Annotated in this window: 13 protein-coding genes; 12 read left to right on the plus strand and 1 reads right to left on the minus strand. The window is 61.3% G+C overall.

Annotated features, from left to right (window positions below; translation table 11 throughout):
* Positions 1-10 precede the first annotated feature (10 nt).
* From HME9302_RS05610 to HME9302_RS05645, 8 genes are all read left to right on the plus strand, one after another.
* Entirely contained in the window at positions 11-538 is a 528-nt protein-coding gene (locus tag HME9302_RS05610) for a CvpA family protein (RefSeq protein WP_115366203.1), read from the plus strand.
* Positions 535-984 (plus strand): iron-sulfur cluster assembly scaffold protein, encoded by a 450-nt coding sequence (locus HME9302_RS05615; RefSeq protein ID WP_230079884.1) that lies wholly within the window; start codon positions 535-537, stop codon positions 982-984. The genes HME9302_RS05610 and HME9302_RS05615 overlap by 4 nt, the downstream gene beginning before the upstream one ends.
* Positions 985-1039: 55 nt before the next feature.
* A complete protein-coding gene (locus HME9302_RS05620) occupies positions 1040-2683 on the plus strand; it encodes an MFS transporter (protein WP_115366204.1) in 1644 nt (547 codons plus the stop codon).
* On the plus strand, positions 2676-3734 hold the full coding sequence (locus HME9302_RS05625) for an alanine racemase (protein ID WP_268243491.1): 1059 nt from the start codon (positions 2676-2678) through the stop codon (positions 3732-3734). The genes HME9302_RS05620 and HME9302_RS05625 overlap by 8 nt, the downstream gene beginning before the upstream one ends.
* A 93-nt stretch (positions 3735-3827) precedes the next feature.
* Positions 3828-4403, plus strand: coding sequence for a polyhydroxyalkanoate synthesis repressor PhaR (phaR, locus tag HME9302_RS05630; RefSeq protein WP_115366205.1), 576 nt, complete (start codon positions 3828-3830; stop codon positions 4401-4403).
* A gap of 74 nt (positions 4404-4477) precedes the next feature.
* The gene (locus tag HME9302_RS05635) at positions 4478-5830 is read left to right on the plus strand and encodes a M28 family peptidase (protein ID WP_115367508.1); all 1353 of its coding nucleotides are present in this window, start codon (positions 4478-4480) and stop codon (positions 5828-5830) included.
* Between the two features lie 58 nt (positions 5831-5888).
* Complete coding sequence (gene rnr / locus HME9302_RS05640) at positions 5889-8216, plus strand: ribonuclease R (protein ID WP_115366206.1); 2328 nt, start codon at positions 5889-5891, stop codon at positions 8214-8216.
* A 62-nt stretch (positions 8217-8278) separates the two neighbouring features.
* The gene (locus HME9302_RS05645; RefSeq protein WP_115366207.1) at positions 8279-8794 is read left to right on the plus strand and encodes a peroxiredoxin-like family protein; all 516 of its coding nucleotides are present in this window, start codon (positions 8279-8281) and stop codon (positions 8792-8794) included.
* A 9-nt stretch (positions 8795-8803) separates the two neighbouring features.
* Here HME9302_RS05645 and HME9302_RS05650 read toward each other — a convergent pair whose 3' ends face one another.
* The gene (locus HME9302_RS05650; protein WP_115366208.1) at positions 8804-9256 is read right to left on the minus strand and encodes a universal stress protein; all 453 of its coding nucleotides are present in this window, start codon (positions 9254-9256) and stop codon (positions 8804-8806) included.
* A 191-nt stretch (positions 9257-9447) separates the two neighbouring features.
* On the opposite strand from HME9302_RS05650, the gene HME9302_RS05655 reads away from it, so the two are divergent.
* The 4 genes from HME9302_RS05655 to HME9302_RS05670 all read left to right on the plus strand — a co-directional run bounded on the left by HME9302_RS05655 (position 9448) and on the right by HME9302_RS05670 (position 13103).
* Complete coding sequence (locus HME9302_RS05655; protein ID WP_115366209.1) at positions 9448-10791, plus strand: pyruvate dehydrogenase complex dihydrolipoamide acetyltransferase; 1344 nt, start codon at positions 9448-9450, stop codon at positions 10789-10791.
* Entirely contained in the window at positions 10791-11216 is a 426-nt protein-coding gene (locus HME9302_RS05660) for an acyl-CoA thioesterase (protein WP_115366210.1), read from the plus strand. The genes HME9302_RS05655 and HME9302_RS05660 overlap by 1 nt, the downstream gene beginning before the upstream one ends.
* A 217-nt stretch (positions 11217-11433) precedes the next feature.
* Positions 11434-12846 carry a dihydrolipoyl dehydrogenase gene (lpdA, locus tag HME9302_RS05665; protein ID WP_115366211.1) on the plus strand — a complete coding sequence of 471 codons (1413 nt, stop codon included), beginning with the start codon at positions 11434-11436 and terminating at the stop codon, positions 12844-12846.
* 59 nt (positions 12847-12905) lie between these two features.
* Positions 12906-13103, plus strand: coding sequence for a hypothetical protein (locus HME9302_RS05670; protein WP_230079886.1), 198 nt, complete (start codon positions 12906-12908; stop codon positions 13101-13103).
* Positions 13104-13105: the final 2 nt, after the last annotated feature.

The following is a 13105-nucleotide window of genomic DNA, read 5'->3' on the forward strand; positions in this document are numbered from 1 at the left end:
TCGCAGGATTATGACGGGCTTTGACATTATCGTGTTGGCGATTGTCGGATTGGCGGCGATCGGCGGTTTCATGCGCGGCTTCGTGCAGGAAACGCTGTCACTGGCCGCGTGGATCCTGGCAGTGTTCGCCATCCATTATCTTCACACACCACTTTATGATTGGTTGGTAGGCGCCGTCGGGACGGAACCCGGGGCGGCGATCCTCGCCTTTGTGCTGCTGTTGTTGATACCATATGCGGCCATGAAGGTAATTGTGCGGTGGACCGGTGAGACGCCGGAGAACCCGGTGCTCGGGCCGTTTGACCGTGTTCTCGGCTTCGGCTTCGGCATGGTGAAGGGCGCTATCGTGGTGGTATGCGCGTTCGCACTACTCGTGCTGGGTTTCGATAGTGCTTGGGGCGTGGCGGGGCGGCCGACATGGATCCAAACCGCACGCACGTATCCATTGGTGAATGCGGGCGCGAACCAGTTGGTCGATCTAATCGGGCAGCGGCGGGCAAACCTGCGCAGTGCAGAAGCGGAAACAGACGGCCAGTGACCGCGTCGTCCGGTGTGCTGTATACTCCTGAAATTCTGGGACTCGCCGTATCGCTGGCAGCCTTTCCCTATGACGATAATGCCAGCCTGAAAGGAAGCGAACGGTCGCGCACTTGCGGCAGCCGGATCGCTTTTTCTTGCGAAGCTGCGGCTGACGGCGCGATAGAATCGCCAGGTATCGCGGTTTCGGCATGTGCCATCGGGCAGGCGGCGGCAGCGATCTTCGTTACTGATGCTGCGGGGCGCACCCCAGCTGATTTGCTGCGAGCTTTGAAATCGATCGAGCGTTGGCTTCGGCACCCCGATGCTGCAACTGTAACACCACCGGACTTGCCAGGCCTGCAGGTGCTGGCCCCGGCCGCCGCCTTTCCCGCCCGGCACGACGCCATCATCTTGCCGTGGAGGGCAGGACTTGCAGCGCTTTCCATCATCGGAGCCGCGGGTTAAGGCTGCGTGCGACATTCGGGCCTGAGGGGGCCTTTGGGGGAGGAACCGCCGCGCCATGAACGACGCTGTAAAACCGAACATCAAACCGTATCACGAACCTAGCGAAAAGGAGGTTCGCCTGGTCATTGCGGCCTCCAGCGCAGGCACGGTGTTCGAGTGGTATGACTTCTTCATCTATGGGACATTGGCGAGCCTGATCGGAGCCGCATTCTTCCCCAGCGGCAACGAAACACTGCAGATCCTGCTTGTCTGGGCCGGCTTCGCGGTCGGCTTTGGATTTCGTCCATTGGGAGCAATCCTGTTCGGTTATCTTGGAGACCGGTTGGGGCGGAAGTACACGTTCCTCGTCACGGTGACGCTGATGGGAATAGCGACTGCCGGGGTAGGCATGATACCTAGCGCTGCAACCATCGGCCTGGCTGCGCCCGTCATCGTGATTGCTTTCCGCATCCTGCAGGGTCTGGCTCTTGGCGGGGAATATGGCGGAGCCGCGATCTATGTCGCCGAACATGCGCCGCCTGAAAAGCGCGGTTATTATACCAGCTTCATCCAGGCGAGCGTGGTCGGCGGTTTTGTCTTGTCGATCGCCGTAGTGCTGGCCTGCCGGGCACTGATCCCTGCCGACGACTTCGCCGAATGGGGTTGGCGCCTGCCGTTCCTGCTTTCCATCGTCCTGCTGATAATTTCGCTTTGGATGCGGCTGAAACTTTCCGAAAGTCCGGTGTTCCGCGCCATGAAGGAGGCGGGGGAGACAGCCGCCAACCCGTTCAAGGAAAGCTTCACCTACCCCGGCAACAAGAAGCGCATTTTCGTGGCTTTGTTCGGCATCACGGGCGTGCTGACCACCATCTGGTACACCGCGTTCTTCAGCGGGTTGTCGTTCCTGCGGCGCGACATGCGGATGGAGGAACTGTCGGTCGAACTAATCCTGTTTGCAGCCGGTCTGCTGTCGATGGGGATGTATGTGATCGTGGGCCGCTGGTCGGACAGGGTGGGGCGCAAAAAGCCGATTATTATCGGCGCGCTGCTGGCGCTGGTCCTGCTGTTTCCGGTGTTCTGGGCGATGGGCAGCCTTGCCAACCCCGGCCTGGCCGCTGCCGCGCGCGATAATCCTGTGATGGTGACCGGGCAGGAATGCTCGACCGATCCGTTCGCGGAACTGTTCGACCGCGAACAGAGTGAGTGCGGACGTATCCTCGAAAGTCTGACTGCAAGCGGCGTTGCGTATGACGTGGCCGAGGGCGATACGCTGGCAGTGACAGTGGGTGACAGTGCGGTAGCGATCGCACCGGAGTGGATGGCGGACGGCACCGCGCGCCGTGAAGGGTTGCAGGCGGCTCTCGCCGGCAATGGTTTCGACTTTTCCCGCCAGACCCCGTCGTCACCCGCCGTGCTCGGCATTCTTGCGTTGCTGCTGGTGCTAGGCGGTTTGTCCGCGCTGACCTACGGGTCGGTCGCGGCTCTTCTGGCGGAGATGTTCCCACCGCAAATCCGCTACAGCTCGATGTCGATTCCGTATCACATCGGCGCCGGCTATCTGGGCGGTTTCCTGCCGCTGATTTCCGGATTTATCGTAGCGCGGACGGGCGATGTGTATGCGGGGTTATGGTATACCTGGGTGGTGGTAGCGTTCGGAGTAATCGTGGCCTGGTGGGGCCTGCCGGACGGGCCGCCGCGCGATTTTGACGACCGTGGCTGAGCGGACCGCCGCTTCGACGCCATTGCCGCCTCCTACCCTCAGGCTGAGAGTCGACACCGAAGCGTTGGCCGGCAACTGGCGCGCGATGGACGCGCTGTCGGGTAGTGCGGCGACAGGCGCTGCGATCAAGGCGGACTGTTATGGCCTGGGTGTCGATACCTGCTTGCCTGTACTGCGCGATGCAGGGGCGGCGGGGTTTTTCGTGGCGCATTGGAGCGAGGTTCCCGGCGCTCTAGCCTATGTTCCGGGCGAAAAAATCGCGGTGCTGCACGGCCCGCTCCACGATGCGGATTGCAGTTTCGCCCGCGCGACCGGAGCGGTGCCGGTTATCAACTCGCTAGAACAGGCGCGGCGCTGGACCAGTTCCGGCGGCGGGCCATGCCACCTGATGGTCGATACAGGGATCAACCGGCTGGGTATCGCACCTGGCGAAGCAGGCGATCCATCTATCGCAGCGCTGGAGGTGGATGTCCTGATGTCGCATCTCGCCAGCGCGGATGAAGATAGCGATCGCAATGCGCAGCAATCGCGACGGTTTGCCGAAATTGCCCAGAGCTTACCGCATAAGCGCACTTCGCTGGCCAACAGCGCGGGCATCGCGCTCGACGAGGGTTTTCATCATGATCTGACCCGGCCCGGTCTGTCGCTTTACGGCGGCATCGCCCGGGCGGAACTGGGGAGCCGCATTCGGCAGGTGGCCTTTCCGCAAGCCGCCATCCTCCAGACCCGGCAGTTGGGCACTGGCGATGCGGTGGGTTACAATGGCGAGTTCGTTGCCCCTTCACCTACGCCCACCGCCATCGTATCGCTGGGCTATGCCGACGGTTTCCTGCGCGGATGGGGCGGCGCATACCTTATCCACGAAGGACGCAAATTGCCCCTGCTAGGCAAAGTGTCGATGGATATGGTGGTGGTCGACCTATCCGCCGCGCCGGAGCTGGCAGAGGGAGACTGGCTGGATTTGCCGTATTATTTGCCCGATGCTGCGCGGCTATCCGGCCTGTCCCAATACGAAGCATTGACCGTACTGGGCCGCCGTTTCCGGCGATAATGTTGCATTGCACATATTGCAGGTGCTAAATGCAGCAAAACTGCAACATTTCGGCGTACAGATCGCCTACATCCTACTGAAAGTAATCGCCACATGGCCAAGCGCAAAGCCCAAGACGGCGACATCATCATTATCAAGAAATACGCCAACCGGCGCCTCTACAACACCGGTACTTCCAGCTACATCACGCTGGACGATTTGTCGGCCATGACGCGCGACGGGGTCGAGTTCAAGGTGATCGACGCCAAGTCGGGGGAGGAGATCACCCACTCCATTCTGACGCAAATTATCATGGAGGAAGAGGCAGGTGGCAACCAGATGCTGCCGCTGAGTTTCCTGCGCGACTTGATCGGAATGTACGGCAATTCGATGAGCGCGATGATGCCATCCTATCTCGAGGCGATGATGGGCAATTTCCGGCAGAACCAGTCCAAGATTGCCGAGGCTTTCAAGGCCGGGGCGGGCAAGAACCCGATCGCCGCCGTGCATGAAACCAACATGGCGTTGATGCGCGCCGCCGCCGACGTGATGATGCCCGGCAACAAGCCGAGAACGCCGCAGGGCAAGCAGGCGGCAGATGCCGCAGCCCCTTCCGAAAGCGACGAGATTGCCGAGTTGCGCGCGCAAATGAAGGCCATGCAGGCGAAGCTGGACAGACTCAGCAAGTAATAACTTTCGGCAGTCCGACGCATAGCTGCATCCAACCCCTTGCATTCATGCCCGATCCGCTCGACAACCGGGTCATGCGCAAACTCATCCTGCTCGCCGCCTGCCTTTCCGTACCGGCCTTGGGGCATAGCGTTCCTCCACCAGCGCCGGAAGAGGCCGTTTCGGCAGATCGCCTCCGGGCCGATGTGGAAAAACTGGTGTCCTTCGGCACCCGCCACACACTTTCGTCGCAGACCGATCCGACGCGCGGAATCGGCGCGGCGGTCGATTGGGGTGCCGACACGTTTCGAGCCATCTCGATCGATTGCGGCGGCTGCCTGACAGTCGTCCTGCCGGAGCGTATGGTGGAAGGCCGCCGTATCCCCACGCCCACACGCCTGCGCAATGCGGTTGCCATTCAACGCGGGACCGAGCGACCGAACGAGGTGGTGATCATACAGGGACACATCGACAGCCGCGCCACCGATGCGTTTGACGCGGTCAGCGATGCGCCCGGCGCGAATGACGATGCCTCCGGCACTGCCTTGACGATCGAAGCCGCGCGGGTGCTCTCGAAAAACAGTTACCCAACCACCATCGTATATGCACTGCTTTCAGGTGAGGAACAGGGTCTGTATGGCGGGCGGTTGTTGGCCGATTACGCCGAGGAACAGGGGTGGACTGTAAAGGCGGTGCTGAACAACGACGTCGTCGGCAATAGCTGCGGCTCTGACGGATATTGCGATGCGGAGCATGTGCGTGTCTTTTCCGAAGGACCGCGCGCCGATCTGACCGACGACATTCGCGCTGACCAGCGCCGCAGCGGCGGCGAGAACGACAGTCCCAGTCGCAACCTGTCTCGTTGGCTCGACACGCTGGCCAGCGAAGACCCCGCCGGCCTCGACGTGCGCCAGATCTGGCGGGTCGACCGGATGGGCCGCGGCGGCGACCAGATACCTTTCGTTGAAAAAGGGTACCCCGCCATCCGGTTTTCCGTTGCGGTGGAAGACTATGAACATCAGCACCAGGATCTGCGCGTGGAAGACGGCGTGACATATGGCGACACGGTGGACGAGATGGACTTCGGCTACCTTGCCAAGGTCACGCAACTGAACGTGCGTGCCGCATCGCGTCTGGCATCGGCCCCCATGCCGCCCGCGCCCACTGCGCAAGCCGCCGTTCGGACCTTTACCGAACTGGAGTGGGAACCAGTGCACGGCGCGCTCGACTATACCATCTGGAAACGTCGCACCGATCAGCCGTATTGGGAAGCCGAGCCGGTCATCGAAAACGTGGTTGCCACGTCCGCCAAGCTGGAGGGCGTTCGCGGTGACGACTGGTTCTTCGGCGTGAGCGCGCGGGGCGAAACCTTCGTATCCAGTCCCATCGCCAGCGCGGTTCCGGCTGGCGCGTTTGCGCCCGTAACGCAGCCCGCCAACCCGAAGTAATCGCGCCCGACTGCTCAACCATTGCGCCGGGGCACGCTTGCGCCCACATTGGGGCGGAATGAAAAAACAACCAAAATACGGCCTGCCAACACCTGCGCAGGTCCTCGAATTCCTGCAAACCTCTACCGGCCAGACCGGAAAGCGCGAAATCGCGAAGGCTTTCGGCCTCAAGGGACAGGAAAAAATCGCACTCAAGAAACTGCTGAAGGACATGGCCGAAGAAGGCCTGATCGACGGCCGCAAGACTGCGTTCCACAAAATGGGCGGCGTACCCAAAGTCTCCGTTTTAAAAGTCGTCGAGATTGAAGATGGCGAGGCGATTGCCGTACCAGAAAGTTGGCAACCCGATGATGGGACTGCCCCGCCGCGTCTGCGCCTGATCGAACGCAAGAAAGGCGGTGCGGTGCGTGTGGGCCACCGCGTGCTCGCCCGGACCGAGCAGGTGGGGAAGGGGTGGCAAGCCCATGTGATGAAGGTTTTGCCGGAGCGAACCGAGGGGCTGATGGGCGTCGTCGAAGTGGATGCCGGCGGCACCGCCTGGCTCGCGCCGGTCGACAAGCGCGTGCGCCATTCGTCCGAGATCAAGGATCTTGGCGGAGCCGAAAAGGGTCAGCTGGTTCTCGCAGAACCAGCGGGGCGCTCACCCAAGGCCGGAGTGAATGTGATTGAGGTGCTAGGCGATCCGCTCGCCCCGAAAAGCTTCAGCCTGATCGCGATTGCGAAGCACGGTATCCGGCATGTGTTTCCGGACGAAGTACTGGCCGAGGCCGAGATTGCAGCGAAGCTTCCGCTCAGCATCGAGGATCGCGAAGACCTCCGCCAATTGCCCATCGTCGCCATCGATCCTGCCGATGCGCGCGACCATGACGATGCCATCTGGGCCGAACCCGATGGCGAGGGCGGCTTCGATGCGCTGGTCGCGATTGCCGACGTCAGTTTCTATGTCCGCCCCGGTAGCGAAATCGACCGCGAGGCGCGCAAGCGCGGCAATTCCGTCTATTTTCCCGACCGCGTCGTGCCGATGCTACCCGAAGTTCTCAGCGCGGACGTATGCTCGCTGAAATCGGGCGAAGACCGTGCAGCCATGGCGTGCCACCTCAAGATCGACAAGGATGGCGAGATCACCGGCTGGCGTTTCACGCGAGCGATCGTCAGGATCGAGCAGGTCATCGCTTACGAGGATGCGCAGGCGGCCATCGACGCCGACACTGCGCCTGAATATCTGCGCAATCTGTGGCGTTGCTGGAAGCTTCTTTCCGAAGCGCGGTCCGCGCGCGAACCGCTTGATCTCGACCTACCGGAACGCCGCGTGATGCTGGACGACGAGGGCAAAATTACCGAAATCGCCGTACGTGAACGGCTGGATGCGCACCGCGTCGTCGAAGATTTCATGATCGCTGCCAATGTCGCCTCGGCCAAGGCGCTGGAAGCGAAAAACGCGCCGGTCGTTTACCGTATCCACGAAACGCCAAGCCGGGAAAAGCTATTAGCGCTTAAGGAATATCTGCAAACGCAGGGACGCAAGCTGGCATTGGGTCAGGTCGTCACACCCGGCCTTTTCAACCGTTTCTTGAAGGATGTGGCGGACGAAAACGAGAAGGCACTGCTGATGGAGGCGGTGCTGCGCAGCCAGGCGCGGGCAGAGTACAATCCTGCAAATGTGGGGCATTTCGGCTTGGCGCTGGCGTCCTATTCGCACTTCACCTCGCCCATTCGGCGCTATGCCGATCTGCTCCTACACCGCAGCCTCGTCGATGCGTTCAAACTGGAACAGCCTGCTCCCAAAGCGAAGCTGCCTGCGGAATCGGGCCTGTCGGATCGTGACCGTGAGGACCTGTCGAAGATTACCGACATCATCAGCCAGGCTGAACGGCGGGCGATGGAGGCGGAACGCGATACAGTGGATCGATATGTCGCGGCATGGCTTTCCGGCCGCGTCGGGGAAACGTTCGAAACGCGCATAACGGGCGTGCAGAGCTTCGGCTTCTTTGCCACCATACTGGGACTGGGCGGCGATGGTTTGGTGCCGGTTTCCACACTGGGCAACGACTATTTCAAATATGACGAAAAGGCTCAGGCCCTGGTCGGCGAACGGTCCGGCCAGAGCTACACCACTGGCGACCGACTGAAGCTGAGACTGGGCGAAGCCAATCCCCTGACCGGAGCAATGAAGTTCGAACCGCTGGATGCCGATGGCAACCCCATCGAACCACGTGGCCGCAAACCGGCACCAGGTCGCAGCGGATCGGGCAAGGCGCGCGGAGCCAAGGGTAAGCGGGACGGTTCGGGCGCAAAGCCTGCGCAGGGCAAGCGCGGACGGCCTTCCAACATCCGGCATCAGGGCCGCAAGAAAGGCGGGAAGGGCCCGTCCAAAAGCAAGCCCTGACAGGAAAGGCGGAACGGCGAACGCACGGCGCGCATTGGTCTGGAAAGGAGTTACTTTCCAATATGCTCAAGCCAAACCAAACCGTCCCGACACTGGAACTGCCGCTGACCATCGACGCGCGTTTCAGCCTTGCCGACCAGACGCCCCACACCTTCACGATGCTGGTGTTCTATCGCGGTAAGCACTGCCCCATCTGCAAGAAATATCTGACCGAAATTGGCAGCAAGCTTGGTGTAATAACCAAACGCGGGATCAATCCGTTCGCGATCTCGATGGACAGCCCGGAACGGGCCGCCGTCAGTCACGAGGAATGGGAGACCGGCGATCTGCCGCTCGCGCACAGCCTGACTGAAGACACGGCTCGCGAATGGGGTTTGTATATCTCGTCGGGCCGCGAGGGGAGCGAAGAGCCGGACGTGTTTTCCGAACCTGCACTGTTCCTTATACGCCCCGATGGCACTTTGTTTTTCGCCCAGACACAGAGCGCCCCGTTCACCCGGCCGTCGATCGACGATCTAATGGACGCGGTCGATTTTGTGGTCGAGAAAGATTATCCGGCGCGCGGCAACCTTACCTGATGTGACAGCTTAGGCGAGGCGGTCGATCTGCTCGACCGCCATGCTGCCCGGTACGATATAGACGGGGCAGGCAAGCGCGCCGGCGTGGGCGCTGAAATGCGACACCAGCGGCCCGGGCGGGCCTTCGGCTGCTGCGCCCAGCACCAGCGCTGCAATGTCTGGATTGTCGGCGATGTAATCCTTGATGACGGCCTGCCCCTCGCCTGTCCGTACGGCAATGGTAGGCATCCGGCCGCTTTCGGTGAATAGATTACCTGCCGCGCTGGTTGCCAGAACCTCAGCCCGGTCGCGTGCTTCTTCTTCGATCGTTGCCTGGATGGTGCCGAATGCATTGAAGTTTTCGCGCGGGACGAGCGCAAGGATATGCAACCGTCCGCCGGTGTTGGCGACCCGGCGCGAGGCGAACCGCAGCGCCTTTCGCGCTTCCTCCGTCTCGTCCATAATTACCAGGTAAACGCGCATCACAATCTCCCACCAGACGCTCGCGGCGCAGGCCTGACTATCGTTTGAAAACGTATGCGTTGCAAGCTGGCCGCGTTCTCCGGCGATTTCCGTAGCGTTCAGCCTTGCCCGTCAGTTGCAAATTGTCCATCAGAGCAAGGCTGGCCGTATCGCGGTCACGGTACCGACCAGAAGGGGCCTTGCCAGAAGCCATGCCGATCCAGATTCGAATGCCCGCATTGTCCCCCACGATGGAGGAGGGCACGCTTGCCAAATGGCTGCTGAAAGAAGGCGACGCAGTTGCCTCGGGCGATATCATGGCGGAAATCGAGACCGACAAGGCGACCATGGAATTCGAGGCGGTGGACGAAGGCACCATCGCGCAGATCGTGATTGCGGAAGGCACGGAAAACGTGAAAGTCGGCGATGTGATCGCAATTCTGGCCGAGGACGGCGAAAGCGCCAAGGACGTGGCGGCTGCCGGCACGGGTGATGGAGAGGATGTAGCTGAAGTTAAGCCCGCTGCTGCTACCGCCGATGAAGCGTCCAGCAGCGATGAAGCAGTGCCCGCTAAAGCTGCTTCGCGCTCCTCGCAATCCGCGACGGAGCAAGCAGACGCGAAACCGTCCGCTGCGCAGAAATCTACCAGCGACCGCATCATTGCGTCGCCGCTGGCCAAACGCATTGCAGAGCAGAAGGGCATCGACCTCGCCTCCGTCACCGGTTCAGGCCCGAACGGGCGTATTGTAAAAGCCGATGTGGATGGCGCGAAAGCCGGTGCTGCGCCTGCCCAGACGGCGCCGTCCGATGCCACGATGCCTGCACCGAAAGTGCCCGTCAAAACTCCTGCCGAAAGCGAGTTCGGCGCGCCATACGAAGCGCAGAAGCTCAACAATGTGCGCAAGGTTATCGCGCGTCGCCTGACCGAGGCGAAGCAGACCGTGCCGCATATCTATCTAACCGTGGACGTCCAGCTGGATGCGCTGCTCAAGCTTCGCAGCGAGCTCAATGCTACGCTGGAAGCGGACGGGATCAAGCTGTCGGTCAACGATCTGCTGATCAAGGCGCTGGGCCGCGCGCTGGCCCGCGTTCCGCAATGCAACGTCAGCTTCCAGGGCGACGAACTGCACCAGTACTCGCGGCAGGACGTGTCAGTCGCCGTGGCCGCGCCGTCTGGGCTGATAACACCGATCATCGTAGATGCCGGCCGCAAGGGCCTCGCCCAGATCAGCACCGAGATGAAGGAACTGGCGGACAAGGCACGCGAGGGCAAATTGCAGCCGCACGAATATCAGGGCGGCACCGCCAGCCTGTCCAACCTCGGCATGTTCGGTACCAAGCAGTTCGACGCGGTCATCAACCCTCCGCAGGGCATGATCCTGGCCGTGGGCGCTGGCGAGAAACGCCCGCATGTGATCGACGGCGCGCTCGGCATCGCTACTGTAATGAGCGCCACCGGCAGCTTCGACCACCGCGCCATCGACGGCGCGGACGGCGCCCAGCTGATGAGCGCGTTCAAGGAATTGTGCGAAGCGCCGATGGGGCTGGTGGTCTAATGACCGATCGCATTCCTTTCATCCGCACCACCGCCATGCCGGCCGATACCAACCCCTATGGCGGGGTGTTTGGTGGCTGGCTGATGGCGCAGATGGCGCTTGCCGCGGGGTCGCTGGCGAGCCGTGAGGGGCAGGGGAAGGCGGTGGTTGTTTCTGCCACCGACTTTGCATTTCCGGGCGCGATGGCGGTTGGTGACGAGCTTAGCGTCTATTGTGACATTACGGCGACCGGGAACACCTCGCTCACCATCGCGGCGGAGGCCATTGCGCGCGAACGGAACGGCGATGCGACCACACTGGTCGCAAGCGGAACTTTCAAGTTCGTGCTGCTCGATGATGAGAACCGTCCGCGCGGTGTCCGTTTGCCGAATGAAGCGGCGCTGGAAGTGCCACCGACCATTCTGAAATCCGGCAATGACGCATGAGTTGGCCTGGCTGCACAAGAGCATCGCTTGGACGATTACCTGTTCTACAGCGCAGCAAACTTGGCAGGTGTTGCGTATGACCGATAAACCGTGTCATTTCGCCGCGCCCGAACGGGCCTTCAAGCGGGTCGACCGGGCACGCTGAACCCAAGCCAAAAGATGACGCAATGGGCGTATGCCGACTGTCACTCTCCTACAGACAAAACAGAGAATTCCGATGGCCGAAACCAATTATGACGTGATTGTGCTGGGCAGCGGACCGGGCGGCTATGTGGCCGCGATCCGGTGTGCCCAACTAGGTTTGAAAACAGCGATTGTGGAGCGGGAGAAGCTGGGCGGCATCTGCCTCAATTGGGGCTGCATCCCGACCAAGGCGCTGCTGCGCTCTGCCGAGGTGTTGCACTATATGCAGAACGCCAAGGATTACGGCCTGACGGCCACCGGAATCGAGGCCGATCTGGATGCGGTGGTGAAGCGTAGCCGGGGCGTGGCCAGCCAGCTCAACCAGGGCGTTACGCATCTAATGAAGAAGAACAAAATTGCGGTGCATATGGGGGAGGGGACGCTGACCTCCGCCACCACGCTGGACGTGAAGGGCGAAAAGGGCACGGAGACACTGTCCGCCAAACACGTCATCGTCGCCACGGGTGCGCGGGCGCGGGACTTGCCCTTCGCTCCAGCGGACGGGAAGCGCGTCTGGACCTACCGCCATGCCATGACGCCGACCGAAATGCCGACGAAGCTGCTTGTCATCGGCAGCGGTGCCATCGGGATCGAATTCGCCAGTTTCTACAATGATATGGGCGCGAATGTGACCGTGGTCGAAATGCTCGACCGGATCGTACCGGTAGAGGATGCGGACGTATCCACCTTCCTTACAAAATCGCTGACCAAACAGGGTATCACCATTCGCACTGCGACCAGCGTGGAGGATCTGGAAGTCGGCGCGAACGGCGTAACCGCCAGCATCAAGGGGCAGGACGGTAAGGTCGAGAAGGCCGATTTCAGTCACGTCATCGTCGCCATTGGCATCGTGCCGAACACCGAAAACATAGGCTTGGATAAACTTACCGAAATGGAGCGCGGCTTTATCCAGATCGACGACTATGGCCGCACTGGAACCAAGGGCTTGTGGGCTATCGGAGATTGCGTGCCCGGCCCATGGCTGGCGCACAAGGCCAGCCATGAAGGCGTGACCGCGGCAGAAGCCATCGCGCAGGAACTGGGCAACACAGACGTTCATCCGCACCCGCTCGACCGCAACAACATTCCCGGCTGCACCTATTGCCATCCGCAGGTCGCCAGCGTCGGCCTAACGGAGGCAAAGGCGACGGAGGCGGGGCATAAGGTGCGCGTCGGCAACTTCCCTTTCATCGGCAATGGCAAGGCTATCGCGCTGGGCGAGGCGGAAGGCTTCATCAAGACCGTGTTCGATGCCGGCACCGGCGAGTTGCTCGGCGCGCATATGGTGGGGGCTGAGGTTACCGAGCTGATCCAGGGCTATACCGTGGGCAAACAGCTGGAAACCACCGAGGCGGAACTGATGCAAACCATATTCCCGCACCCGACACTGTCGGAAATGATGCATGAGAGCGTGCTCGATGCCTACGACCGGACGCTGCATATGTAAGCCCGTCCGCCGGAACGGGTTTGCTGCGCCGCACGTTATATGCGGCAAGGAGAACCGCGATGGAATATGAAATGACGGACGAGCCGCAGCGCAGCGAAGGCGAACCGGAAGCGCCCGACTATGAGGATACGAGCGAAACCACCGAAGAGCATCGCGCGCTGATGAACCAATCCTCGGTCAAGCCGAGCCAGTATCCCAAATCCGAACTGGCGGCGCAGTCTCTCGTTCAGAAAAACAAGCTCAAGCAGCCGAAATAATT

It is taken from the genome of Alteripontixanthobacter maritimus, from assembly GCF_003340475.1.
Lineage (GTDB): Bacteria > Pseudomonadota > Alphaproteobacteria > Sphingomonadales > Sphingomonadaceae > Alteripontixanthobacter > Alteripontixanthobacter maritimus.